The organism is Halopiger xanaduensis SH-6 (assembly GCF_000217715.1).
Taxonomy (GTDB): Archaea; Halobacteriota; Halobacteria; order Halobacteriales; family Natrialbaceae; genus Halopiger; species Halopiger xanaduensis.
The window spans coordinates 2,236,315-2,262,170 of the sequence record NC_015666.1 but is presented as its reverse complement, the minus strand read 5'-3'; the positions used below and the strand labels follow the sequence as shown (position 1 = coordinate 2,262,170).

Below are 25,856 nucleotides of genomic sequence, written 5' to 3'. Positions count from 1 at the left end.
GATTAATATTGATAGTGTCACAACAAAAGTGTAACAGATGGAAGACAGTAAAGACCTCCGAGGGATCAGATTACACAGTGGCTGGGTTCCGCGGAACAATGGTAGGAGGGAGACAAACATATGACGATGACCACAATAAACCGCCGGTCGGTACTGAGTATGATCGGCGGATCCCTGACCATCGCCGAAACAACGACGGTGGTCAATAGTTTACAGAACGAAGCCGCGACAGGTCCCACTATCTTCGCCTCAGGGTATGGCGGTAACCTCATCGCCGTCGATGCACTGACGGGAGAGAGGCTGTGGGAACGGAGCGGACCTGGTTCACCGCGATCATCGCCAATTGTCGTCGATGGAACGCTTTACGTTGGCTCTAGTTACGAACGACTGTACGCTCTTGATGCAACAACAGGCGAAAACGTGTGGCGTTTTGATGAGCCAGGACCGATTAGCTCCTCACCAACGGTCGTCGACGGCACTGTTTACGTCGGTGCTCTCGACAATACACTGTACGCTGTCGACGCAGAGACGGGTGACGAGGAGTGGGAATTCGACTTACCAGAAGATCGCGTGACTTCATCGCCGACAGTTCATAATGATACTGTCTACGCTGGTTCACGGGATCATACACTTGATGCAGTCAATGCGGAGACCGGCGAGCACGAGTGGACGTTCTTCGATCCTGAGGACTGGGTCGACTCATCGCCGGCTATCTATGACGATACCCTCTACGTCGCCGCCTACGATGAGGCGCTGTACGCAGTTGATCCGGAAACGGGTGAACAAGAGCGGGTGGTGACGGATTCGATCGAAGGTTCCCCATCGCCTGTGTTCGTCGACGACACGTTATACATCCACGGCGACAACCTGTATGCTCTGGATCCGCAAACAGGCGAGGAGCAGTGGTCGTATGATACATCTTGGAGTGGGGATTTGCTTTCTCCAACAGTCGCCGACGGACTCGTCTTCACCGGTGGCGACGGACTGTACGCAGTGGACGCAAAGACAGGTGAAGAGCAGTGGGCGCTCACCGACATTACTCCTGGCGATACGTCTCCAACGGTCTACGATGGGATGGTGTACACGGGTGTCGGTGGAAGCGACCAGACCATGTACGGCGTTCACGCTGGAACCGGCGAGATTGAATGGGAACTCGAGACTGATTTCGACGAATACTCAGGTGGTTCAGCTACGGTCGTGGCGGATCCCGAAAATGGCGACAGCGTCGACTCCCGGGTCCTTCTGGGGACGTTCAACCATCATCACGAGACAACAACATCAATGGCGGATCTGCCGTCGGTCAACAGTGCCGAAAGCAGTAACGCCTCCAGCAGTGGGAGCAGTGGAACCAGAGCTAGCAGTTCGAACTCGTCGGCTGCCGATGCAGATTCTGATGATGACGGCCTCCCTGGATTCGGCGTCCCCGCTGCAGTTTCCGGCCTCGGTACTACAGTGTACATGTTGAAGAGACGCCTCGAGACCGAAGAAAACGACGGGTAGGCCGCTTCTTGAGGAGGTAGCCCGAGGAACGCTCGCAGTTTTCTTCATGCTATTTCGTCGCTTGAGGACCAATTATCCCGAATAACTCCGATATCCAACTCAATACGGAGTATTACAGAATAAGCTTAGGTAAACCTATCTTGTATATGAGAAACGTAGGTTGTATTAGGGAGGGAGTTGATTGTCTCTCTCGTGAGCGTACGCAGCAATCGGAACGGAGGGAGACGATGAGTTCCGAGACGAACGACGACAGCGGACACTGTGCCACGCCGGACAGTGACGGCGAAGTTGCGGAGGAGATCGCGATCATCTCCTTCGAGCGTAAACTCGAGACGGCCGAGGAAATCCAGACCGAACTCGCGGATCGCTATGAAGCGATCGACATCATCGAGTACCACGGCGACGTGTTCGAGCAGTACTGGGGCGAGTACGACTGTTTCGTCGGGCTGATGGCCTCGGGGATCGCGATGCGAAAGACGGCCCACTTGCTCGACGACAAGTGGGAGGATCCCGCGATCTGCGTGGTCGACGAGGAACTGACGTGGGCGATCCCGATTACGGGCGGCCACCACGGCGCGAATCAGGTCGCGCAGGATCTGGCGACGATGGGCGCCGTGCCGGCGATGACGACCGCCTCGGAGGCTGCAGGGAAGCAGGGCGTCGAGTCTCGCGCAAAGGCGATGGACGCCCACGTGGTCAACGGCGACTCGACGGTCCAGACGAACCTCGCAGTGCTGGACGAGAACCTCGGACCGGTCGCGCGACTCGAGGGGCCGCGAGCGGTCCTCGTCGGCGACGACGTGACCGTCCTCAAGCGCAACAAAGACGATGGCGTCGTCATCGGCACCGGCAGCGTCTCCGGCGCCGATAAGGAGCGCTTCCTCGAGGCCTGGGAAGAAGCCCTCGAGCAAACCGACTACGAACTCGAGGACGTCGAGTTCGTCGGCACCGCGACCCGGAAGGAAGACGAGGAAGGGCTGCTCGAGGCCGCGCAGGAACTCGATCTGGGCGTGGTCACCTTCGACAAGGAGACGCTGCTCGAGCACGAGGGACCGACGCCCTCCAAGTCGAAGGAACTGATCGGCTGGCCGGGCGTCTCCGAGGCGTCCGCGATCGCCGGCGGCCGCGACCACGAGTTGGTCCTCAAGAAACTCAGTTATGAGGACGAGGTGACGGTGGCGATCGGCAAATGAGCGTCGAAGACGCCCCCACCGACAGCGCCGGCACCCCCGACGACCACGGCACCCTCTACGTGGTCGGCATCGGCCCCGGCCTGCCGGATCACATGACCAAACGGGCCAAGGAAGTCATCGAGTCCGCCGACGTCGTCATCGCCTCGAGCCTCTATCAGGAGTTCCTGCGCGACGACGGCACCATCCCCTCGGAGGAGCGGACAGACGATGAGGGAATCGCGACCCGCGAAGACGGCACCGAGCAGGAGATCGTTCGCTCGACGATGGGACGGCAGATCGAACTCGCTCGCGCGGCGTTCGACTACGTCCGCGAGGGGAAAGACGTCGCCCACGTCTCGGGCGGCGATCCGTCGGTCTACGGCAAGTCCGACCTCATCTTCAAGATGGCCGAGGAGGAGTCGGCGACGGATGTGCCGATCGAGGTCGTCCCCGGCATGACGGCGGCGCTGGGCGGCGCGGCCAACGTCGGCGCGCCGCTGTGTAACGACTTCTGTACCGTCTCGCTGTCGGATAAGTGGCGAGGCTGGGACGAGATCGAGGAGAAACTCCGCGCGGCGGCGATCAGCGACTTTGTAATCGTCCTCTACAACTGCTGGCGCAACTACGAGCAGGCGGTCGAGATCGTCCGCGAGGAGCGCACGGACGACGCCTACGTGGCGATCGTCAACGACGCCGGCCGCGCGGACGCCGGCCGCAACGGCGAGAGCCAGTTCATCACGACCCTGGGCGAGGCTGCCGACCACGACGACAAAGTCTCGGGGATGGGCACCTCGCTGATCATCGGCAACCACGAGACCGAGACCTGGCATAACGACGACCGAACGTACCTCGTCACCCCGCGCGGCGGGCGTGACGTCGACGACTTCTGAGACCACGAACCCATGAGCACGGACACCGATACCGATTCCGACGCTGACGGCGAATCGACCTCGAAGTGCGGCGCTTCGAGCACTGACGAAACCGATTCTTCGAGCACCACCAAATGCGGGGCCTCGAGCAGCAGTTCCGAGGGCGAGGCCTCGAGCGCCGACTCGGACTCGAGCGGTTCGAAATGCGGTGGCTCGAGCGGAAGCGATGACTCGAGTAGTTCCAAGTGCGGCGGCTCCTCGAGTTCGTCTTCGTCGTCCTCGAGCGGATCGAAGTGCGGCGCCTCGAGTTCCGACGACTCGAGCGGCAACGAGAAGGAGGTCGGCGCGACGATCGAGGACTTCGACGCCGAACCCGGCCAACTGATCGCCGTCGGCCTCGGTCCCGGTCACCCGGAAGGGATGACCGAGCGCGCCAAGGACGCGCTGCTCGAGGCCGACCACATCGTCGGCTACACGACCTACATCGAACTCATCCCGGACGAGATCACTGAGCAGGCCGACGATATCTACGATACGCCGATGTGCGGCGAGGTCTCCCGCACCGAGGAGTCGATCGACCGCGCACTGGCGGGCAACGACGTCGCCATCGTCGGCAGCGGCGACCCGAACGTCTACGCGCTCGCCGGGCTGGCGCTCGAGATTCTCGAGTCGAAGGGCGCGACGGCCTCGATGGTCGACTTCGAGGTAGTGCCGGGCGTTCCCGCAGCCCAATCCTGCGCCGCACGCCTCGGCGCGCCGCTCGTGAACGACACCGTTTCGATCTCACTGTCGGACCACCTCGTGCCGATGCCGGAGATCGAGTCGCGGCTCCACTCCGTCGCGAGTGAGAACTTCGCGATCACGATCTACAACCCGTGGAGCCGCAAGCGCCGCGAGAACTTTCAGAAGGCCTGCGAGATCCTGCTGACTCACCGCGACCCCGACACGCCCGTCGGCATCGTCCACGGCGCGGGCCGCGAGGACGAGCAGGTGATGATCACCGAACTCGGCGAACTCGAGGAACTCGGGGAAAGCGAGATTATCGACATGACAACGACGATCGTCGTCGGCACCGAGGACACCTACGTCTGGGACGACCGGATGGTCACGCCGCGGGGCTACGAGACGAAGTACGACTACTGAGGCGCCGACGCGACCGATACCACCACTCACTACCACGCATGCCACGATACGAAGTCACCATCGAGAAGGACGCCTGCGACGGCATCTTCGCCTGCCTGACCCGCGATCCGCGGTTCGTCGAGGGCGAGGACGGCCTCGCGACCGTCGATCCGGACGCGGACCCGGTCTACGACTGCGAGGGCGAGGTCACCGACACCGACGAGCGGGTCGTCGCGACGTTCGACGACGACCGCATCGACGAGGCCCAGCAGGCCGCGGCGGCCTGCCCGACGGACGCCATCGCCGTCCGGGAGGTGGGCGAATGAGCGACGCCCGATCGAGCGCCGACGGCGACGAACCGCTCGAGATCGAAGTCCCCGCGGACCCGCTGGCCGGCCACGCCGCCACGGCGTACTTCTGGGGCCACGTCGCCGGTAGCGGCGACGTGACCGACGACCGCATCGAGGTCGTGGCGAACGACGAGGCCTCGGCGCAGGTGCTCGCCGCGGTCGCCGGCGGCGACTTAGAGCACGAGACGACCACCCGCGACTACGCCCACGATACGTCGATCACGCGGACGGAGGACGAGTACACGCTGACGATCGATGGCGACGATACCGGCCTCCTCGGTCGCAGCGGCGCGCTCGGCCTCCCCGTCGACGGCCGCGGCAACTACCGCTTCGGCGCGTTCAGCGAGTACGACCGCGAACTCCTCCGAGGGCTGCTCGAGGGCTGCGGCACGATCTGCTTCAAGTCCTCGAGCGGCACCGTGGGTATCTCGTTCGTCCACGACGACCGCGACCTGCTCGCGTTCGCGCAGGAACTGATCGACGAGTGTCCCGTCGACGCCGCCTACGACGACCTCTCGGAAACGTCGTCGGGCGGCTACTGGTTCGGCGTCGACGACGCCGACGCGCCGGCTTTCGGCACCTGGCTCTACGAGAACTGCGAAGAAACCGGCCTGTTCGCGCCGAGTCGTCGTCGGAAGCTCGAGCGGAGCCTCGAGCAGGCCGACGCGTACGGCGACGACGAGTAACCGACCACTCACGACGAACGCCACAACACGATGAGCACACCTACATCCGACGAATCCGCGCCCGGCGCGACCGCCGCGTTCGACGACGAGGCCGTCCTGCTGATCGGCCACGGCTCCCGGCGCGAGAAGTCCAACGAGCAGGTCCGCGAACTGGCCGCCGGCCTCGAGTCGCGGCTGGGTATCCCGGTCGACGCCGCGTTCCTCGAGCTGGCGGAGCCGGCGATCGACGAGGCGTTCGCGGGACTGGAACCGGTCGCCGACCGGGTGACGGTCGTCCACTGCTCGCTGTTCGCCGCGAGCCACGTCAAGAACGACGTGCCGCTGGCGATCGAGCAGGCCCGCGCCGAGTACGACCTCGCGATCGACAACGGGGCCCACCTGGGCATCCACCCGGCGATCCTGGATCTGCTGGACGACCGCGCCGCTGCGGTCGAGGCCGAACTGGGCGTCGACCGCGAAGAAGACGACGTCGCGGTCGTCCTCTGCGGCCGCGGCTCGAGCGATCCGGACGCCAACGGCGACGTCCACAAACTCGCTCGCCTGCTCTACGAGGGGCGGGAATTCGACCGCGTCGAGGCGACCTTCATCGGCGTCACGGAGCCGACGCTCGAGGACACCCTCCACGGGCTCTCGAAGCACCGGCCCGACGCCGTGGTCGTCCTGCCGTACATGCTCGGCGACGGCGTGCTCACCCAGCGAGTACGGGACTGGACCGCGGAGTTCGACGACGACTATCCCTACGTCGACGCGCTGGCCGGCGATCCCCTCGGGACGGACTCGCGGCTGCTGGACGTCTTCGCCGACCGGTGGCAGGAAGCGAGGTCGGGAAACGTCGAGATGTCCTGCGACACGTGCAAGTACAAGGTCGACCTCGAGGGCTACGAGGAGGACGTCGGCGGCGCCCGCGCCATGCTGCGCGCGCTGGCCCACCAAGAGACCCACGCCGACCGGGAGGACGTCGACGACGAACCTCACAGCCACGACGCCCCCGAAAAGCACGTCGCGGTCTGTATGAACCAGACCTGCGCCGAGATGGGCTCGCCGGCGGTCCTCGAGCGGCTGCGACAGGAAGTGCGGGATTCCGAGCACTGCGACGCCCGGATCACCCGGTCGTCCTGTCTCGGCCGCTGCGGCGACGGCCCGATGGTCGCCGTCTATCCGGACGGGATCTGGTACGGTGACGTCGCGAGCGAGGACGCCGAACGGATCGTTTCCGACCACCTCGATCGGGATCGCATCGTGAGCGACTTGGTCGATCAGACGTTGTAAGGAGTATCGATAGCCAACCAACTCGAGACGAACACGACTCCATAATTCACCACACCTATGAGCTGCCACGAAATCGAAGCGCTACGACTCGGACTGATGAACGTCCTCGGCGTCGGGGACCAGAGCGCCCGCGAGCACGCCGAGAAGGAACTCGAGGGCCACCTCGAGGGGCCGATCGAGGGGCTGGCGAACGCTGAGAGCCTCGCAGAGGTTGAACGCCACCTCGACGCCGCCCTCGTCGACCTCGAGGAGGAGGTCGCTACGATGGACAGCGACGACCCCGAGTATGACTACACTCGGGGGAGACTGCTCGCGGTTCGCGACGCCGAGCGCGCGGTCCAGCGGCTGCGCGCGCAGGGAGAGAGCATCGTCGACGGGCTCGGCGACGCCCACGATACCCTCCACGAGACCTTCCCGGTCGAAGACGACGAGTGAGTCGAGACGATGGCCGACGCTGAATCCGACGCCGTCCCCGAGCGCTCGAGCGAATTCGCCAGCGTCTCGCTCGGCGAGATCGAACCTGCCCGCAGTCGCCACATGTGGACCCGGTCTGCGGTCCACGCGACCGCCGAGTTGCTCGTCGCCGGACGGTGGGACGGCATCGTGACCGCCTACGAGCGCGACGCGCTCGAGGGCGATTCGTCCGGCGCCGGTTCCGAACTCGAGCACGAGCCGGAACCCCGATGGACCGTCGACCACCCGGACCATGCGGTCGGGATCGCGTCGCTCGAGGCTGGCGGGGCCGAGTCCGACGGCGGAACCGCCGAGACGATCGTCGTCGCCGGCCGCGGCGACAGCGGGGCGATCGCCGGCTACGACGCCGAGACCGGCGAGCAGCGCTGGCGATACGATACCGCCGCGGACGTCGGCGAGCCGGTCGAGGACAGCGTCTTCTACTTGCCCTACGTCGTCGCGCTCGAGGCCGACGCGGAAACGGGGCAGTTGTACGCCGCCGCCCGACGCTACGAGCGCGACGGCGAGACCCGTCAGTGGCACAGTACGGTCTACGCATTCGAATCCGACGGCACAGTCCGCTGGCGGTACGAGACCGACGCCTCTCCGATCGCGATGGACCTGGCCGCCGACGGCGAGCGGCTGGCCGTCGGCTACAACCGCTGCATGGGCGACCACGACACCGGACTCGTGGTGCTCGAGACCGAATCCGGCACCCTCGAGTGGACCTGGGATCCGGGTACCGAGGGCGACCGCCGGGTCGGCGACGTCTCGTTCGACGGCGAGACGGTCGCCGTCGCGAGCCACGGGGACAAGCGCGGCTACCTGCTGGGACCCGGCGGCGCCGAGCGCTGGCGGGTCGACCTCGCCGTGCCGACCGACATCGACGGAGAGACGCTGTACGCCTATCCGAACCACGTCCACGCCAACGACGGTCGGGTAGCGTTCGTGACCGGCAACACCTACGCCGAAGAGAGCCGCGAAACCGAAAATTGCCATCCGAACGAGCATCGGATCGCCGCGTTCGACCGGGAGGCGACGCCGCTGTGGGACGACGCGGTCCGCGGCTTCGTCCACGGACTCGCCGCCGAGGGCGACCGGCTCGTCGCCCCCTGTGCGCAGAACTTCCGCGTTCGCGATCCCGAGACCCACGCCGTCCGGCGGTACGACCTCGAGTCGGGAGCGGCGACCGTCGAGCGCCTTCCAGGTATCGCGACCGCCGCGGCGACCGATGACGAAACCCTCGCCGCGATCGAGGAACCCGTCGAATACCACGACGAGGACGAGACTCGCGGCGAGTACGCCCTCCGCGTGACTGCCCTCGAGTAGGATTCGGGGACGGTCGACTCGATCGATCGGTTCCGCCGTTCCGCTTTTTTATCAGTTCTCGAAACCGGCCGGCACGCGGTGGTCAGTCGCACACGCAAGGGAAATCACCACAACGCTCACTCTCGTGTTTTCCCCACATAATGACAGCGCGCCTAGAAGATGATGGTTCCGAGGACTGTCCCGATCCCGTGGAGGTCGCGGACGCCTCGAGCGACCGTCGCGACGGTGACCGAGCGGCTCGAACGGATCGAAGGGTGATGACCGACGGCGGGCAGGCGGAGATGTCGGAACCTGACGAGGAGGAAGGGGACGGAGACGACCCCGAGGAAACGGAAGCAGAACCTGTGGACGAGGACGGCGAAGAAGCGGAAGCTGAAGAAGAATCTGCGTCAGAGGGCTCGGAGGCTGAAGAAGAGGGTGCCGAGGAAGCGGAAGACGAAGAAGCGGAAGCTGAGCAAGAAGAGGACGAAGAAGCTGAGGACGAGGAAGCGGAGACTGAAGAAGAGGCCGAAGAGGACGAAGAAGCCGAAGACGAGGAAACGGAGGCCGAAGAAGAGGCTGAGGTGGACGAAGAAGCCGAAGACGAGGAAGCGGAAACTGAGGAAGAGGCCGACGAAACCGAAGAAGGAGCCGAGGAAGAAGCTGAAGAAGACGAGGAAACCGAGGAGCAGGAAGACGAAGAAGACCTCGAGGAAGAAGCCGAAGAAGAGGATCTCGAGGAGGAAGGTGAAGAGGGCGAAGATGAAGAAGCGGAGGCCGGGGAGGAGGAAGAAGCCGACGAAGAGGAAGAACCGGACGTCGGCGAGGATACCGGCGAACTCACCGAGGACAATCGAGAAGAGGGGCACGCCGACGACGCCGAAAAGGTCTACGAAGGCGACGACGCCTCGGGCGTCCTCCACCTCGATCTCGACGGTCTGTTCCTCGATTTACTCGGCCTCGAGGTCAACCTGAACCCCCTCCAGCTCGACGTGTCCGCGCGACCGGGCGGTAACAATTTGCTCGGGAATCTTCTGTCCGCGGTGACGGGGCTACTCGACGGCCCCGGTGCGATGATCGACAAGGCGAAAGAGCTCCTGAGCAAGCCGATCGAGATGCTCAAGAAGGTTCCTGGGAAGCTGAAGGAGATTCCCGGGAGGGCCAAGGAGATGCTCAGCGGTCTGCTCGAGAAGCCGAAGGAGTTCCTCAGCAACCTGGTGAGCAAGCCGAAGGAACTGTTCAACAAGCTGCTGGGGCTGCTTGGACTCGGCGGCGAGGAAGAAGCCGAGGGTGAGGAAGCGGCCGAGGGCGAAGGCGAAGAAGCGGAAGAGGAAGCTGAATCCGGCGGTCGGATATCTTCGGCCCTCAGCTGGGTGAAGGGGATTCTCGGCAAGCCGGTGGAGTGGCTCCGCGGGCTCTTCGGCGGCGAAGGCGAGGATGAAGCGCCGACGGAGGAAACGGAAGAAGCGGGCGACGGCGAAGAAGGGGAAGCGCCGGACGAGGCCGAAGGCGAAGGCGAAGAGGGCGAAGAGGGCGAAGAGACGCCGGACGAAGCGGAGGACGAGGAGGCGGAGGAAGGCGACGAAAGCGAGGACGAAACGGCCGAATCGCCGGGTCCGATATCCGCCGCCGGCAGCCGGGCGAAAGAGGGGCTCGCCGGACTCATACCGAGCCTGCCAGTTGAGGAACTCGTGTCAGCGGTCGTCAGCCAGGTACTCGAGCAAATGATCGATCAGTTAGAGCCCGAGGAACAGCAGGAAGAGGCGAGTGATCAATCCGACGCGACAGCGGAGGCAGCCTAACGATGAGTGGAGAATCCGACACCGATACCAAGTCCGAGTCAATGGTCCAGCGCATCGACTACGAAAAGATCACCGACAACATCGACGTCGACGACCTCGTCGAGGGGACGCAGTGGGAGGACGAGATCGACGAGGATCAGCCCCTCGGAGAAGCCCTCGGGGGCCAGATCGGTGCTCTCGTGGGCCGAAAGGTCGGCGAATCCATCGGCCGGACGATCGGCGATATGGTCGTCGAAGAGTTGCTCGGGACTACCGAGGAAGACGAGGACGAATCCGAGGCAGAGGAGTCCGACGCAGAGGAGGACGAAGAAGGCGCTGAAGACGAATCCGAGGGCGAGAAGGAAACTGAAGACGAAGCCGGGGACGAAGACGAGTCTGAAGACGAGGAGGAAACCGAGGACGAGGCCGACGAGTCGGCGGACGAAGACACCGACGAAGAACAGACTGACGAGTCGACCGACGACGAGTTGGAATCCGCCGATGACGACGAGAGCGAGGCGGACGAATCCGAAACGAGCGACGACAGCGACTCGTCCGAGGGCGACGCCGAGGACGCGGACGAAGAAGCGGCCGAAGCCGAGGAGGACTGACCATGACGTGGCAGCAGCTTCCCGACACCCGACGGACGACCCGCCCTCGAGGTGAGCGCCGTGAGTAAGAGCGGACTGAAGGAGCTGGTGAGCCAAGAGGTGAGCAACCAGCTCGACGTCGCCGACCTCCTCGATGACGGCAGCATCGAGGACAGCATCGACGGCGGCGAGGTCGGCGCTGCGGTCGGTCGCGAGTTCGGCGAACGCGTCGGTCGCGAACTCGGTGCGGCGATCGGCCGCGGCATCCACGAGGCGCTCGCGGAGGGCTTCGAGGAAGGGAAGGATCGCAAGGAGATGCAGTCGGACCTCGTAGCCGCGATCCGCGACGCCATCCGGGAGAGCGTCGAAGAAAACGACGCGACGGACTCGGTTCGGTCGCTGGCGCAGGACGTCACCGAGGGCGGCAGCCTCGAGGGGCTGCTCGAGGGCGGCGACGAGGGCGAAAGCGATGCGGAATCAGAAGCTGACGCGGACTCAGACTCGGACTCGGACGATGCCGAGAGCGAAGCCGAATCCGAGGCCAAAGGCAAAGCGGCCAGCGCTCGAGACGCCGTCGAGTCGGCCGCCGGATCGGCCAGCGAAGCCAGCGGCCTCGACGGCTTGCTCGAGAGCGACGAGGACGAATCCGAAGGGGAGACCGAACCGGACGCCGAAAGCGACGAAGACGAGGAAGAGGAGGCAACCGAAGACGAATCCGAAGCGGACGAGTCGGACGCCGAGGAGGAGCCCGAAGCGGAGGATACTGCGGACGCCGAAACCGAGGGTGAAGACGAAGGCACAACCGACGAGGAAGGCGAGTCCGAACCCTCGGCGGACGACCTCGAGGACCTCCGGCGGGAGACGCTCGAGGACTTCCTCGGGATCATGTCGTACCAGGATCTGCAGTCGATCGCCAAGGACGTGGGCGTCAAGGCGAACCTCAGCCGCGAGGAGATGACCGACGAGATCATCGAGGCTGTAGCGGGTGACGACGAGGAGGCGACCGAGAGCGACTCCGAGACAGACGAGTCGGACTCGAACGAGAGCGAGAACGAGAACGAGAAAGCGGAGTCGGAGGCGTCATAAGACCGTTCGAGTTCGGCGATCGAAGCCCGCTCGGCGCGACGGCGCATTGGGCCGGGAACTGGCCCGGCCCGGAGAGACCGAAGCGCCGCGAGACGACGCGAAACGACCCAACGGCATACGAGATCCATGAGCGAACAACTACACGATCGGGTCACCGACCTGCTGGAGCGAGCCGACGAACAGAGCGGCTCGCTGGTGGCCGGATCCACGGCCGACGACGAATCGACGGCGAACGATATCCGCGACCTCGCCGACGAAGCGAACGAAATCCTCGACTCCGCGGACCCCGACGAGCTACTCGAGGCGGTCGGACTGGATACGCTCCCCGACGGGAGCGAACCGGACTCGATTCCGGCGGCGATCTCGCAGGGCGATCCGGACGAGGTCGACGATCTTCGACGGTTGCTCCACCTCTCCCGGCTCGGCGACCGCGGTGAGGGCCTCGAGGACGCCATCGGCAGCGTTCGCGCAGGTATCGGCGATTCCAGTGGCGCCGGTTCGGACGATTCCGTCGAGGCCGAGTCAAAGTCAGGCGACGAATCCGCTGCGTCGTCAGCCGACGAGGACTCGAACGGTGCGGAAGCGGACGAGGCGACGAGCGACGCTGGGGGCGGAACCAGCGACCTCGAGGAGCGATTGCGGTCCGCGATGTCGTCGTCGCTCACGGATTTCAGTGACGACGTGAGCCAGCTTCAGGAACGACTCGAAGCGCTCGGCGGTGGCGGAGATGCCGACGAATCCGAAGCGGCTGGCGAATCCGACGAATCAGCGGCCGCCGAGAGCGAAAGTGGGTCGGAACCGGAAGACGAGGCAAGCGACGAGTCGGATGACGGCCTGCTCGGAGCGGACCTCGGGTCGGGCGGCGGTCGCGGCAATCGCGGCACCTCGGGGAGTGGCACGCGGTATTCGACGATGGCACCGCCGCCGTCGAAGCGTTCGGATATGCGCGGGACGGCCCGGTTCTCGACGATGCCGGACAAGATGCGGGACTAACGCGCGGCGCGGGTCGAAGGCGTCGTAAATGAGGTGGTTCGCGTCCGACCTGATCAGTCGTCCGTCCGATCCTCGAGAAACATGCGAATCCCCATGACGGGGATGAACATGAAAAAGGAAACTAACATCGCGCCGACCAGCACGGCGTTGAGAAACTGTGGCGACAGTTCCACCGGTAACAGCGCCGAGGCGATGACGACGCCGCCGAGGAGCGAGATGACGACGAGCAACCCGAGATCCCGACGGGTTACTGGAACTTCCTCTTCCATACCGCTCCTTGGGAACGCTCCCATATAGATGTCGAGTTTCGCGGCGAGCGGGTCGCGTGATGACAACCGACGTCTGCAGTCCGGAACGGTCGATCCCATCGCCGGGGGTACTGCTTTCTTGCTGGCGCGTCGACCAGTAGTCATGTACGATTCGGTCCTCGTCGCAACCGACGGGAGCGATACCGCCACGGCGGCCGTCGACCACGCGATCACGCTCGCCCGCCAGTTCGACATCCCTCTCTACGGGATCGTCGTGCTCGAGAGTCGAACCGAGTACGACAACGCGATCGTCGATCCCGAGGAGGCTGACCGACGGCGACGGCAGCGCGCCGAGTCGGTGCTCGCCGACCTCGAGGCTGCAGCCGAAGGATTGGCGCTCGAGACGACGATCCGCACCGGCGTACCCCACGAGGAGATTCTGACCTACGCTGCGGAGCAGGACGCCGATGTGATCGTCATCGGCTCTCGAGGACGCTCGTCGTTCAAGGGGGCGCTGCTCGGGAGTACGGTCGACGCCGTCGTTCGGCAAGCGGAGCGGCCAGTGCTCGTCGTGGATAAGTAGGCTGTCATACTCGTAGCACCCGGTACTGAGCGGCTCGACGCTGCGGTAGCTCGGTCATTCACTCGAGAAGCTGCCACGTGATGACCGCACCTCGCTGAAATACCGGATGCCGAAGTCCGTCGAACGTCGCGATCCGTCGTGTTTCAACGTCGAAATCGTACCAGTGGGCGACATCGAGGCAGAACTTCTCGGCGACTGCCTCGGCGCTCATCCGGTCGTACTCCTCGTCGATCTGCTCATAGTACAGCCCGAGTACGCCACCTTCGATTCGAATCCGGACTCGAAGAGCTTCTTCGTATCCGTCAGTAGTGACGACGAATTCCGCTCCGGAAACGGCGTGAATATCCGCGCGAAGCTGTTCGGATCGATGTTTCCGTTGTCGTACCGGAACCGAAGCAACTTCGCTTCGACCGGCAGCCGAATGCCGTCGCAGTCGACGACGAGGTCGCACCGCTGCTCGCCATCGAGATACGTCACTTCGGTCTCGATCCGATCCCGAAATGGACTGTCCTCGAGCGCTTCGAAGATCAGTTCGATCTGATTCTCTTCCTCGAACGGACCGATCCCGGATTTCCACCGGCCGTGTTTAGCCGTCGCATCGACTTCCGGAATGACGGCTGCGAACTCGTCAGCAAGTCGGATAAGTATCTCGGACGGTTCGGTCATATCTCACCGACGGTCACCGCAACCACAAATATCGCGTTGGTTGCCCCTCGAGTTCGAATCTAGAACCGCTCGCAGCTTACCGAAGCCAGACGTACTTTGCACTCATCCTTAGATCATAAGCAACCCGAAAAGGGATGGGCGCTGCAGGCACACTGGACGGGCCATAACAAATACGAATCAGCGGACGGGGACGGTCGCCGCAGTTGGAGGCGACACCGATGAGATTCGTGGGAGAATCCACATATGGACGAACTCGAACCCATCGGACCAGACGAGGCCCTGCAACTGTACCTCGACCACCGGCGACGCGAAGTATCTGAATCGACCTTGCGGTCGCACCGGTCTCGCCTCGGTCACTTCATCCGATGGTGTAATGAAGAGAAAAGTATCGACAACCTGAACGAACTTACTGGGCGCAATCTCCACGAGTTCCGACTCTGGAGGACCAACATGAACGGCGGCATTGCTCCGGTCACTGAAAAGACCCAGATGGACACGCTACGCGTGTTCATCCGGTTCCTCGAAACCATCGATGCAGTACGTAGGGACCTCAGCGAGAAGGTGATGTCCCCCGACCTCGAAGGCAAGGAAAATGTCCGAGATGTGATGCTCAACCGGGAACATGCCGAGGCAATTCTCGACCACTTATCTAAATACGAGTACGCTTCTAGGGCCCACATAGTACTCGCGCTGCAATGGCATACGATGCTGCGACGCGGAGCTGTGCGAGCCGCGGACCTGCAAGACTACCACTCTGAGGACCAGTGTCTGGAGATACGTCACCGGCCCGAGACGGGGACGCCGTTGAAAAACCAAGAAGAGGGAGAGCGAATGGTCGCGCTCTCAGCCCCTATCTGCGACCTACTCGACGACTGGATAGACTCGCAGCGGCCCGAGGTAGTGGACGAATATGGAAGGGACCCACTCGTGTCGACGAAACAAGGCCGCATCCACCCGGTGACAGTCACTTCTATAACCTATGCGCGGACCCGTCCGTGTGACATTGACGCACCCTGCCCGTTGAACCGTGACCCAGACGAGTGCGAAGCCGGGTCCTACCAAGGGGCGTCTAAGTGCCCGGAATCCGTCTCGTCTCACGCAGTTCGCCGCGGTGCAATTACTTACCACCTGCAGTCGGACGTGCCGACAGAAGTTGTCGCTGAACGGGCGAACGTAGGAGCCAACGTACTTGAGAAGCATTACGACCAGCGGAGCGAGAAGACGAAGATGGAGCAGCGCCGGAAGTTCTTGCGGAACCTCTAACTACTTCTCACCGTATCCTGGTTCCAACCGAGTCAGAGCCTGCATGGCCTCCTTCCGGGTGGCCATCTTCTCGGCCTCGGTTCGCTTGTCGTAGTGTTTTTCCAAGATTTTCTCCGATACGTCGCACCGGTCGCTAAGGTGTTCCATCAGAACTCCCGAGTTGAGCTCTTGCGTGATGTAGCCCTTGCGGATAGGATGAGGCGAGAGGCTCCCCGGGCACTGTGACGCCCAGTTGTTCCGCTGCGCTGCCTTACACTCGTCTGGGTCCTTTCCGTACGGACAGCCTCTGCCAAGGACGCACGGCCGCGTCCAAGCATAGACGTAGTTTCGGATGGTACTCTCGGCGAGGCGGCCCTGTTTGCTCGATAGCAGGGGTTCACGTCCGAACTTGTCCTCGCTGTCTTCGCGCTGGTCTTTGATGTAGTCGTCTAACACCTCCGCCAAAGACTCGGAGATGAAGACGTTGCGCTCTCCATCCTTGCCGTTTTTGAGGGTAGTTTCCGTATCAGGCCGGTGGCGGAGTTTGAGGTACGGTCCTGAGTCTCCGCGCTCGTAGTCGTCCACGTCCAGCGAGCGGATGCCTCCGAGTCGCGGCCCTGCAGACGCGAACAGCTCCCATATAACGTGCTCTCGGGTGGCGTACTCGTACTTGCGGAGATGTTCGAGGATTTGTTTGACAGTTTCAGAATCGAGGACCGTATTGCGGACCTCATCCTCATCGTCTAGGTCGGGGATGAGTACGTGCTCGTGCAATCCGGGGCGGACAGCATCGAATGTCCCGCATACTTTGATGAACTTACGGACGATTTTTTGCTCCGTCTCCTCTGTTTTGGGACTCAGTTCGTCAACTTGTTCTGACGACTCTTCCCGTCGCCATACGCGGTAATCTTTGAGGTCGCTCCCGGAGAGGAAATTCATCTCGCTGATACCGGCCACGTTCTCACCCCAGTCGACGAAGAACCCGAGGCTTGACTCGTGCTTGTTCTTCGTTTTCGGCTTCAAGTCGCGCACTTTGAAGTACTCATTGACCGCTTCTCGGGGCGTCATCGGTTCTAGGTTGGGGACGACCCCCGCATCGTGGAGGAGGTCCTCTACACTATCGGAGACCAACTTGGCGAGGTCCGTGGGGGAGGGTTGTTCTTCTTCGCTCATGCGGTATCCGACCCGCCGGGGACTTGCCGTTTAAGCCTTATCATGTCAATCTACACACAACTATCACATAGTAGAAGATTTTTATAGAAGACCTGTGCTGCTATGAGTAAATCGTCTTCTCCTCCGCTGCTAAAGTATTTTAAATAGGTGTCGGGATTAGTATTAATGGCCCAAGGGGAGTGGACGCGGGGTGTACCAAATGCTTGTTCCGGTGAAACGTATTGAAAGAGTGGTTGGTTAGAAGGACCACACGGGAGTTGGCAAGACAGACGGGCGCATGTAGCGCCGCGTATTTATTACCTTCATAGAGGTGTATATATCTGCCGACAATTAGGGTTGTTCTACCCACGATTATGCTTCCAAGTACGCGACAGACCTAAATGGGCTACGTCGCATTGTGGTTTTGCTCATGGCAAGACACGCCCTCCCCACCCCACCAACGGAGGTGTCTGGTGATGGTCGATGAGTTTGACGAACAGCGCCAGCATTCCAACTGGCAAACAGAAAACGACTCTCGAACTCGTCGAAGACACCTTCGAGAGTCAGCCTATTGTCCACAAAGGTGTGTGGAAATACCAGCTCAACGATGACAACGAGCTGTACCTCAAGCTATGGAAGCTCGTCCAATCACTCCACAATAGCGACGAAGAGAACCGCGAGCCGTTCCTTGCCGGACCTATTAACCCGCCACACACGGCGGGGGACGCCGAGTACTACGTCGGCATCAAGTCATGGCAGGGAGACCACTACTACGACGGCAGCAATCTCTATGAGTACTCGATAGGCCTGTACGAGTCCGACGAGACGAAACCGGGCACGCCCGCGAAGGCGAGCATGACCATCCGGCGGCGCAGCCACGGTATGGAGACTAGCAGCGGCGACGCCGTCACATGGCCGAAGGCCGACGACGGAGACCGCAAAGAGGGAAGCTACATCGAAGTCCAGGGTTCATACTTGCAGAACTTCGAAGATGCCCACGCTGTCGCCCGTATCTACCTCCGCGCCCTTGTCAAAGAATTCACGGACCTCGACGACCTCGCCGCGCAGTCGCTGGTGCATGACCTCTATGAACCGTACCCCGCTACCGAACATGTCGGTCAACTTGAAGCCCACTACCGTTACAGCAAAGAGTACGAGCGGGGAGTCGTCCACGCCATCGGGAACAGTTTCGCCCTCATGGAAATCCAAGGGGCATCCCTCGAATCCCGAGCAAAGGCCAAACGCGGCCGCTACGGTATCAAGCGAGTAGACGCTGCCGCTGGCGCTTTCGATACCATCGGATTCGAGACGCCTGAATCCCTTTGCGACGACAGTGTGCCAGACACTGGCATTATGCTCAAGACGTATAACGACAAGAACGTACATCTCCGAGCCGACGACGACCCGCTCAACCACCCTAAGATAGAGGCGGCCGCGAAAGGTACAGTCCATCGGCGATACCTCGACGAGGTCCGCCACCACCTCGCCCGCATCTGTATCGGACACCTGCGGTTCGCTGGCCTCGACGCGAACGCACTGGTCTCCGACCTGCACTTCACTGCCCAAACAGGCAGAATCAGCGTCGAGACCCCCACTCTGTCTGCCCGGAGCCAGCAACTCGAATCCTATCGCAACGACCCGGACCTACGCCACGCCGTCGAGGACTACCTGCGCCGTCGACAGACCAACTCGTTCCGCGACATCCTGCTCGTCCTATACGAGCGCGGCGACCAAGGCGCGACCTACCAAGAGATTATGGACAAGACCGGTCTCGCGTACGACACAGTCCGCAACTACATTCGCAGGTTCAACGAGGCGGGCATCATTCGCAAGACGCCGGGCACGCCGCTCGTCATCACCTGGAAAACCCCCGAGGCAAAAGGGACCGTCGAGGACACCATCAACGACGAAGGGAAGACGCCCGGAGAAGCACGCGAGGAACGCCGCGAACGCAAGAAGGAACGCGAAACGGACAGCGCATGGGAGCGCCTCAAAGGCTGGTTCAGCGGTCAATTCCGCGGAGTGGAGAAGGACACCAGCAAAGAGTCACCCGAAGCGGACCGCGACGACGAGAACACCCCAGACACGGCCACCGGTGAGTACACCCCGCTGCCAAACCATTCACGCTTGGACTGCTGGGAAATGCTCAAAGTCGCCCGTGAACACGGCGACATCACCGATACGGACATCGCCTTAAGATAATACCCAGCGGCGGGTCAGCTCGCTCGATAGAGGCATCACTATTCTGCACTTCTTTTTTCGCCGTGAATCAGTATATCACCAGCGATTACTCAATTTCGCAACAGCGTAGTAACTTATCAGCACCAATTCCGTGTGAATTTATACCACGATATAACCACTATCTGGACCGGCGCACGCCTAGTTTCAACCCAGAACCTAGCCCATACACGGCGGGCTACAATCATCCCACCCCCGCTTAGGGCTATGCGCCTAAGAGGCGCGTAGGGGAAAACACGGCGCTCGCAGAACGCTCGCGCCGCTTACCGCCCTACACAGCTACCCCTGACCCTGTCTCTATGTAAATCGGGATGGACAGTAGAAGCCATGAATCGCCCAATACCAGGCGATAGATGGATTTGGAGTAACTTCGAAAACATCAATTTCAGCGTAGTCCAATTCAATTTTATATACTTATTATCTGTGAACCTGTGTCTTCAGTACTCTTTTGATAACCTCGATACGCACTCTCATTGCGCGCCGGACTCCCCAGGTTCATAGCTCGGCCAGACTTCCATTCTCTTCGTTTCCTTCTCGCCTCAGGAATCTTTTGTACCGCTCACCAACCCTGTTGAGAGAGACCTTCGCATCCACGTTCTCGGAGGTTTGAGTTGCCTCCATCGGGCCCACTCTTCACAGACAGCCTTTACATTCTTCTCCCTTGCCGGCATCCCCACATCCATAGCTCGGTCCATCATTCACTATTGTCCGCCACCCCCACAAAAGAGGTGTCGTTGGGAAAGGTTCACAGCCGTATCAAGCCTTCTCAGGCAGTACACCTCATGGCTGGGTTTTGACTTGTTTTGACCCGATAACCTTTGCGCTTAGATTGACATGTGCTACCCGCTATGGTACAACGTTCTAAGCGGGTCGAGGGGACAGTACTGAACGAGAACGACGCCCTCGTACTAGATTTGTTTGTCTCCCGAGGCGGAGAGGGGATAGACCTGAACCGCAGCAACATCTCTTCAGCGACGGGACTAACCAATGGACAGGTACAGCACTCCACCAACAAGCTCGCCAATACAGGGTATCTGCGAGACTGTGGCGAGGATGAGGCTGCGGGCGGCGGAGGAAGTCCACCCAAGCAGTTCCGCATGACCAGCAGCGGCTATACGCTGCACGCTCGGGGAGACCTCCAGTCACTGCTCTCGGTTGTCCGCGGCTCGGGGGAGCAGCGCGCCCAAATCGAGGAGACCGTGTGGACTCTCCAGTCACGTGTTGACCGCGTAGAGGAGATGGCACGTCGGGATGTCGATACGGATGCCATCCGGGAGGAGGTTAATGACCTCGCCGCGGACGTAGAGTACTTCTACGAGTGGCTGGATGTCGCCGAGCGATACATGAAGGCAACACGGCACCTCTTCGAACATGAACTCGAAGCGGATGTGGACTTCGAGGCAGCGATGGAGGCAGCCAGTGAGGGGAATGACTAGTAGACCTTTGGTCAGAACGAGACCAGTAGCGGTGAGCATGTCCGAACGACGCTAAGTTCCCGTAGGAGAACCAAGTTCTGCATCAATCACCGACACAAACTCGACGAGTTGCTTGATGACGACAAAGTGAGACCGACTGAGTCTCACGCGGACGCGCACCTAGCGCGCTTGTCTGACTGGGACCCCCCTTTCCCTCTAGCCCGCTGAGAGCTGGCAAACAGTCGGCCACAGACAACCTACACAGAGGGCCGAGACAACTCAATATCCTGTCCTTTCAGCTCATCTTGAAAACATTTATTATGGCTTTGTGCATGGCATGATATGTGACGCGTACAATTCGTTCTAGGGGAATTTGCGTCTCTCTGATAGCACTGCAGAACCACAAACCACGTCTTAATTAAGTCCCAATGGCATCCTCACGTACAACAACCGAACCCGAAGAGACCACGATGCATGGGAATACTGAACTGACCGAATTGCTGGACTCCGAGCCCTATTACCAGACAAATGACGGGGCTGCGTATCTCGGAGATAGCCTTGAGCTTCTGGACGAGTTGCCAGAGGAGAGTATCGACCTGCTGGTCACCTCTCCGCCGTTTGGACTCCAGAAGAAGAAGGAATATGGCAACAAAGACCCGGACGAGTACAACGACTGGTTCATGGACTTCGCCGACCGGGTTTACCGCGTTCTCACGGAGGACGGTAGCTGGGTCATCGACATCGGTGGCGGTTGGGAAAAGGGCAAACCAGTCCGCTCTATCTACCATTTCGAGTTACTCACTCGCCTCGCCGGTAGCGATGGCCCATTCCACCTCGCACAGGATTTCTACTGGTACAACCCTGCCAAGCTCCCTACGCCAGCGCAGTGGGTCACTATCGAGCGTATCCGCTGCAAGGACGCTGTGAACCACGTCTGGTGCCTTTCAAAGACCGAACGGCCAGAGGCGGACAACGTCCGTGTTCTCCAGGAATATTCCGACTCGCAGAAGGAGCTGATGGAGAACGGATATAAGGACAAGAAGAGACCCTCTGGGCACGACATCAGCGATAAGTTTGACGACCCAAAGGAAAAGGGGTCTATCCCACCGAATCTTCTCGAAATCGCCAACACCGCGTCGAATACACACTATCTCAAAGCGTGCAAGAAGCTGGATGTCGATTCGCACCCAGCACGGTTCCCGAGACAATTACCCGATTTCTTCATCCGGTTCTTGTCCGAGCCGGGCGACACTGTCCTCGACATCTTCGCTGGCAGCAACATGACTGGGCGTGTCGCGCAAGACCTCGGCCGCAAGTGGCTCGCATTTGAGCTGCAGGAGAAATACCTGCAAACCTCCAAGGTACGCTTCATGACGATGGAGGAAATCGATAAAATCATCGACGAGGACCAGAGCGCCCTAGACGACTTCGAAGAGTTCGCGGAACTCGACTAACTGTCCTCATCCGGGGCGAAATCGGTTAGCGAGTTCTGCACGTCTTCTTCGTCGGTGATGTACTCCGCTATATCCTCTTGATACTCTTCCAGAGCCTCCTCCTCATCGTACGTCATCTTGCCTTCACCGTCACCCTCCTCAACCATGTCACGGCGGTCGAGGCGTTTGAGGGTCTTGATACGGTTGGCCTCATCCTGTAGCGTCTCGGCGAGGTGTTCGGGCCTCTCGTCGAACTGGTCGAGGTCGTCACCGTGGAGAAACAGGATAGAGATATTCTCATGACGCATAATGCGGTTGGCGTACAGCTTTGCATCACCCGAGAGACCTGAGCGGGCTACCATCAAGATGGTATTCGTTTGCAGCATCCGAGCGATGCCGACCTCTCGGGCCACGTGCTTGGTTTCGAGGTCGTCCTTGATGTTCTTGCATTGTATCTGCCACCGACCAAACGTTGTGTCGACTTCGTCCATCACTACGTCGACCTCGGACCCGCCGGTCTTCTGACCGCGGACGCGCCACCCGGCGAACTCCAAGCCGAGCATTCGTCCTATCTTCACGGCGAGGGTCTCCAGTGCGACCCCTTTTTCGTGTGTGGAGTCGGAGTCCAACCGCTCGGAGATTTCGTCAAACGAGAGGCGGAGGACAGGGCGGGGTACACCAGTACGCTCACTGATGTCCTCCAATACGGGTTTCATGACCTCTGCCTCAAACTGGTCGGTCGGTTCCACGAGGTTGGGTTTACCCGTTACATCAGATGGATTCTTCCAGGTGATGTACCCCGAATCTTCGAGCGGATTCAGGATGAGGTCCGAAATCTTGCTCTGAGGAAGCTCGACGCCATACGCGGCCTCAGCGACTTTGCGAACCTCTGTGTTTGGAATCGGCTTCACTGGGTCGATGAGAGCGAGACCTCGCAAGAAAGTCTGCTGCTCCTCGGTAAGACCGTCGAGTTCGAGGATAGCATCTGAGTCGACACCGACGAGTTCTTCGAGACGATTTCGGTCGAGGTCGTAGATGTGGATGCCGGTGTTTACAACGCCGGTCTTCGCCAACCACGCCCGCATCTGTGACCAGTGGTTGCTTGTTCTGTCGACGTGGAATCCGTACTGGTTCCGTAACGCCTCTTTGATGTTTGCGTTCGTCGTTTGCCTCCCCTCGGCCATCAGGTCCTCGATAATCTGGATGACCTTCATCCCGTGCAATTCTTGGAGGATGTGGACGGCGAACTGTTCGAACATCGACTCTTCATCGTCTCGTAGTTCGTACAGTTCCTCCCCAATCTCAGTGAACGACAGGTCCTCGTGTACGATACCGTATCCTGCCCCCTCACGCATTCCGAGACGTACGTTCTTCGCACGTACGCTTGGCTCGTTAGAATCGGAGAAGAACCGGTCGGCAATGGCTTGGTCGAAGTCATCTGGTTGACCTTCATATTTCTTCGCCATTTCCAGCAAGACAACCAGTTCCGCCGGCTCACCCTTTCCTGTCTCCAATTGAGCGGGTGAGAACGCGTCACCAAACGGTAAATCCGTGTCCTCTCGGGCCATCTAATGGCGAGAGCTCATCATGTAAATGAGATAAATGTATCGGGACTGGAGATACATTCCCATCGTGAATAGGAATGTCCGTCTGACCCGTGCGATGCAGGATACCCATGTGCTCCATTACACTCCAAACCCGGGCGGCCGTGACCCGTTCACTCTCCTCAATGGGGAGGTCTCCCAGCCGGAAGCTCCGATGTGCGGCCAAGTGTGCGAGGGTTTGCAGTCAGACCTTGTCGCATGTCGTGACATTCGCCATGCAGTTCGATTCAGATATGAAACGAAGAGTGTGCCGGTTCTGTTTCACATGTGAATCGAGTTGAGCGTAGTCAAGTTGTGTGACAAGACGATTACGTCGCCCGCAGATTCTCGCTTAAATCCTGATTCTCGGCTGATTCAGTCGTCGTGCTCCTAGTGAATGACAAATATACGATAAATCTATAAGCGAATAGTTCTAACAATACGACTATGGTTAGGATTGACGACTCCGGTGAGCGAACGAAGTGCTGGCTAAACTACCCCGACGAGGTCGAGGACATCGCCAAGGCCGCCCGCACAGTCGACTGGGAACGCGGAATCGCAATGCGCCTGATGGGATTTGTCGGTTCCCGTGCAAGCGGGGTCCCGTCCGCGCGGCCTGAAGGCATCAACTGGAACAGCGAGGGCGAGTACTGGGAACTCGAACTCAAGGGAAAGAACACCCGGGGCGGGGAGAAGAAGACTCGGGACGCCTACCTCCCCGGTCGCATCAAAGACATGCTGGACATCTACGCGGATGAGCGTAGCATCGCCGATGATGAACCGTTCGTTGACGCCTCGACCAGCTCTATCCGGCGCTGGGTCTCCGAGGCGGCTGAGGACGTACACTCGAACGATGGAAAAGAAGGAACCCGCAGTGACCGCTGGCTCTCGGTCTCCAGCCACGACCTGAGGAGAAGCTGGGCAACGCACCACCTCGTAGATGAAGACGTGCCAGTACGTGTAATGATGTCAATTGGGGGATGGAGCAGCTATGAGGCGATTGAGCCCTACCTAGCGAAACCGAAACCCGAAACCATCGGCCGCGAGATGTCGGCCGTCCAACTGTGACCAAACCTTAGCACGTATTCACGCATATAGAGGTGTGGCAAAAGATTTCGGCGACCTCGGCGACCCTCCGCGCGATGTACCGCCGCTGAATTCGCTTGACGATGACGCACCCCGAGACGCGAATGGAGTGATGACCGACTTCGCGAACTGAGCAGACCTGATTTTCGTGGCCGCGCATTATGCACGCGTGTTTACGACTGGTCTGCGCTTGGTGAGACCTCGACGATGAGGGCAGGGTGGTGTTCTGACAAGTAGTCCAACTCAGCGTGTAATGCCCGGGAGACATCTGTGAGGTCGTCGTCCGGCGCACCCTCAACCGAGACTGTCGTGTCGCCGATGCTGATGCTGATGCCTGTCATTGGTCATCCCCCTCGACATAGTCCAAGCGACCGTTCAGCGGGGCATATTCCGCTTTCTCGAACCCGCGCTGCACATCAGCGAGGTCCCGTTCAAGCCGGGTAATGTGGTCACGGAGCTGGCTGTCTGAGAGTGCGGCTAACCGGGGGCGGGTGACGGACGAGGGGGGCGGGGTGATGGGCTGTCCTTGCCCCGTTCGCGCCTCACGGACGGCCAGCAGTTCGCGTGCCATCCTAAGTTCCGCTCGCAGCTCGGCCGCTGGCCCATCACCACGCGGTGTCTCGGCGACGGGGAGCGGGTCGATAGTCTGGCACGACTGCTCGTCAATCATCGGCCACCTCCCCGCTCTCGTTGACGACGACCTCCCATGCCCCAGGCCAGCCTGCTCGGTCGCGGTTGGGGAGCGGGAGCGCACGGCGGCTGGCCATCTCTTTCGGGGACATCCCCGCCGCGTCAGCGGTCTCCTCACGGGTCGCCTCTGCCTCGGCGTGTGTCCAGTCCTCGGCGGTCATACGTATTGAGATAGCGTGGAACAGCAGATAAAGAGCGCATCTTATACTCTCTGTCTCGAAGTGGAACAAACCTTTGGGGCCATATTCGAGCATCACAAATATGTCAAATGAGAGCTATGTATGGCCGCAATGTCCAGACGAACACGATGGAGGATGGAGAATGTGCCCGGTTTGTGGATG

The 25,856-nt window shown here is 60.9% G+C and carries 26 protein-coding genes; 19 read left to right on the top strand and 7 right to left on the bottom strand.

Annotated elements, in window-relative coordinates:
- The first annotated feature begins 120 nt into the window (after window positions 1-120).
- From HALXA_RS11050 to HALXA_RS10990, 13 genes are all read left to right on the top strand, one after another.
- On the top strand, window positions 121-1,500 hold the full coding sequence (locus HALXA_RS11050) for an outer membrane protein assembly factor BamB family protein (protein ID WP_083822840.1): 1,380 nt from the start codon (window positions 121-123) through the stop codon (window positions 1,498-1,500).
- Window positions 1,501-1,727: 227 nt separating this feature from the next.
- A complete protein-coding gene (cbiG, locus tag HALXA_RS11045; protein WP_013880443.1) occupies window positions 1,728-2,693 on the top strand; it encodes a cobalt-precorrin 5A hydrolase in 966 nt (321 codons plus the stop codon).
- Window positions 2,690-3,562, top strand: a complete 873-nt coding sequence (locus HALXA_RS11040; RefSeq protein ID WP_013880442.1) for a precorrin-3B C(17)-methyltransferase — start codon at window positions 2,690-2,692, stop codon at window positions 3,560-3,562. The genes cbiG and HALXA_RS11040 overlap by 4 nt, the downstream gene beginning before the upstream one ends.
- A 12-nt stretch (window positions 3,563-3,574) precedes the next feature.
- The gene (cobJ, locus tag HALXA_RS11035) at window positions 3,575-4,684 is read left to right on the top strand and encodes a precorrin-3B C(17)-methyltransferase (RefSeq protein ID WP_013880441.1); all 1,110 of its coding nucleotides are present in this window, start codon (window positions 3,575-3,577) and stop codon (window positions 4,682-4,684) included.
- A 38-nt stretch (window positions 4,685-4,722) separates the two neighbouring features.
- Window positions 4,723-4,989 carry a ferredoxin gene (locus tag HALXA_RS11030; RefSeq protein WP_013880440.1) on the top strand — a complete coding sequence of 89 codons (267 nt, stop codon included), beginning with the start codon at window positions 4,723-4,725 and terminating at the stop codon, window positions 4,987-4,989.
- Entirely contained in the window at window positions 4,986-5,699 is a 714-nt protein-coding gene (locus HALXA_RS11025; RefSeq protein WP_013880439.1) for a hypothetical protein, read from the top strand. Before HALXA_RS11030 ends, HALXA_RS11025 begins: the two co-directional genes overlap by 4 nt.
- 30 nt (window positions 5,700-5,729) lie before the next feature.
- Window positions 5,730-6,968 carry a CbiX/SirB N-terminal domain-containing protein gene (locus HALXA_RS11020; protein ID WP_013880438.1) on the top strand — a complete coding sequence of 413 codons (1,239 nt, stop codon included), beginning with the start codon at window positions 5,730-5,732 and terminating at the stop codon, window positions 6,966-6,968.
- Window positions 6,969-7,025: 57 nt separating this feature from the next.
- The gene (locus tag HALXA_RS11015; protein ID WP_013880437.1) at window positions 7,026-7,403 is read left to right on the top strand and encodes a DUF3209 family protein; all 378 of its coding nucleotides are present in this window, start codon (window positions 7,026-7,028) and stop codon (window positions 7,401-7,403) included.
- Between the two features lie 9 nt (window positions 7,404-7,412).
- Entirely contained in the window at window positions 7,413-8,750 is a 1,338-nt protein-coding gene (locus HALXA_RS11010) for an outer membrane protein assembly factor BamB family protein (RefSeq protein ID WP_013880436.1), read from the top strand.
- A gap of 140 nt (window positions 8,751-8,890) precedes the next feature.
- Window positions 8,891-10,531, top strand: a complete 1,641-nt coding sequence (locus HALXA_RS11005) for a hypothetical protein (RefSeq protein WP_049895291.1) — start codon at window positions 8,891-8,893, stop codon at window positions 10,529-10,531.
- Between the two features lie 2 nt (window positions 10,532-10,533).
- Complete coding sequence (locus HALXA_RS11000) at window positions 10,534-11,121, top strand: hypothetical protein (protein WP_013880434.1); 588 nt, start codon at window positions 10,534-10,536, stop codon at window positions 11,119-11,121.
- Between the two features lie 60 nt (window positions 11,122-11,181).
- Window positions 11,182-12,186, top strand: coding sequence for a hypothetical protein (locus HALXA_RS10995; protein ID WP_049895450.1), 1,005 nt, complete (start codon window positions 11,182-11,184; stop codon window positions 12,184-12,186).
- Between the two features lie 126 nt (window positions 12,187-12,312).
- Window positions 12,313-13,179 carry a hypothetical protein gene (locus HALXA_RS10990; RefSeq protein WP_013880432.1) on the top strand — a complete coding sequence of 289 codons (867 nt, stop codon included), beginning with the start codon at window positions 12,313-12,315 and terminating at the stop codon, window positions 13,177-13,179.
- A gap of 53 nt (window positions 13,180-13,232) precedes the next feature.
- Here the strand turns inward: HALXA_RS10990 and HALXA_RS10985 are convergent, their stop codons facing one another.
- Window positions 13,233-13,448 (bottom strand): hypothetical protein, encoded by a 216-nt coding sequence (locus tag HALXA_RS10985; RefSeq protein WP_013880431.1) that lies wholly within the window; start codon window positions 13,446-13,448, stop codon window positions 13,233-13,235.
- A 142-nt stretch (window positions 13,449-13,590) separates the two neighbouring features.
- Between HALXA_RS10985 and HALXA_RS10980 the strand changes: the two genes are divergently transcribed.
- Complete coding sequence (locus HALXA_RS10980; protein WP_013880430.1) at window positions 13,591-14,010, top strand: universal stress protein; 420 nt, start codon at window positions 13,591-13,593, stop codon at window positions 14,008-14,010.
- A gap of 58 nt (window positions 14,011-14,068) precedes the next feature.
- On the opposite strand, the gene HALXA_RS22365 is transcribed toward HALXA_RS10980, so the two are convergent.
- Both HALXA_RS22365 and HALXA_RS10975 read right to left on the bottom strand, forming a co-directional pair.
- Window positions 14,069-14,221 (bottom strand): hypothetical protein, encoded by a 153-nt coding sequence (locus tag HALXA_RS22365; protein WP_013880429.1) that lies wholly within the window; start codon window positions 14,219-14,221, stop codon window positions 14,069-14,071.
- The gene (locus tag HALXA_RS10975) at window positions 14,218-14,676 is read right to left on the bottom strand and encodes a hypothetical protein (RefSeq protein ID WP_013880428.1); all 459 of its coding nucleotides are present in this window, start codon (window positions 14,674-14,676) and stop codon (window positions 14,218-14,220) included. Before HALXA_RS10975 ends, HALXA_RS22365 begins: the two co-directional genes overlap by 4 nt.
- A 243-nt stretch (window positions 14,677-14,919) precedes the next feature.
- Between HALXA_RS10975 and HALXA_RS10970 the strand changes: the two genes are divergently transcribed.
- On the top strand, window positions 14,920-15,939 hold the full coding sequence (locus HALXA_RS10970) for a tyrosine-type recombinase/integrase (RefSeq protein ID WP_013880427.1): 1,020 nt from the start codon (window positions 14,920-14,922) through the stop codon (window positions 15,937-15,939).
- Here the strand turns inward: HALXA_RS10970 and HALXA_RS10965 are convergent, their stop codons facing one another.
- Window positions 15,940-17,091, bottom strand: a complete 1,152-nt coding sequence (locus HALXA_RS10965) for a tyrosine-type recombinase/integrase (protein ID WP_013880426.1) — start codon at window positions 17,089-17,091, stop codon at window positions 15,940-15,942.
- Between the two features lie 462 nt (window positions 17,092-17,553).
- Between HALXA_RS10965 and HALXA_RS10960 the strand changes: the two genes are divergently transcribed.
- The 3 genes from HALXA_RS10960 to HALXA_RS10950 all read left to right on the top strand — a co-directional run bounded on the left by HALXA_RS10960 (window position 17,554) and on the right by HALXA_RS10950 (window position 22,177).
- The gene (locus HALXA_RS10960) at window positions 17,554-19,272 is read left to right on the top strand and encodes a winged helix-turn-helix domain-containing protein (RefSeq protein ID WP_013880425.1); all 1,719 of its coding nucleotides are present in this window, start codon (window positions 17,554-17,556) and stop codon (window positions 19,270-19,272) included.
- A gap of 884 nt (window positions 19,273-20,156) precedes the next feature.
- A complete protein-coding gene (locus HALXA_RS10955; RefSeq protein ID WP_013880423.1) occupies window positions 20,157-20,744 on the top strand; it encodes a hypothetical protein in 588 nt (195 codons plus the stop codon).
- 407 nt (window positions 20,745-21,151) lie between these two features.
- Window positions 21,152-22,177: a DNA-methyltransferase gene (locus HALXA_RS10950; RefSeq protein ID WP_245550023.1), complete on the top strand. Its 1,026-nt coding sequence runs from the start codon at window positions 21,152-21,154 to the stop codon at window positions 22,175-22,177.
- On the opposite strand, the gene HALXA_RS10945 is transcribed toward HALXA_RS10950, so the two are convergent.
- Window positions 22,174-23,724, bottom strand: coding sequence for a restriction endonuclease (locus HALXA_RS10945; RefSeq protein ID WP_013880421.1), 1,551 nt, complete (start codon window positions 23,722-23,724; stop codon window positions 22,174-22,176). The two genes, HALXA_RS10950 and HALXA_RS10945, sit on opposite strands and share 4 nt — an antisense overlap.
- A gap of 462 nt (window positions 23,725-24,186) precedes the next feature.
- On the opposite strand from HALXA_RS10945, the gene HALXA_RS10940 reads away from it, so the two are divergent.
- On the top strand, window positions 24,187-24,807 hold the full coding sequence (locus HALXA_RS10940; protein ID WP_013880420.1) for a site-specific integrase: 621 nt from the start codon (window positions 24,187-24,189) through the stop codon (window positions 24,805-24,807).
- A gap of 191 nt (window positions 24,808-24,998) precedes the next feature.
- Here the strand turns inward: HALXA_RS10940 and HALXA_RS22110 are convergent, their stop codons facing one another.
- Window positions 24,999-25,166 carry a hypothetical protein gene (locus tag HALXA_RS22110; RefSeq protein ID WP_013880418.1) on the bottom strand — a complete coding sequence of 56 codons (168 nt, stop codon included), beginning with the start codon at window positions 25,164-25,166 and terminating at the stop codon, window positions 24,999-25,001.
- Between the two features lie 321 nt (window positions 25,167-25,487).
- The gene (locus HALXA_RS10930; RefSeq protein WP_049895290.1) at window positions 25,488-25,676 is read right to left on the bottom strand and encodes a hypothetical protein; all 189 of its coding nucleotides are present in this window, start codon (window positions 25,674-25,676) and stop codon (window positions 25,488-25,490) included.
- Between the last annotated feature and the right edge of the window lie 180 nt (window positions 25,677-25,856).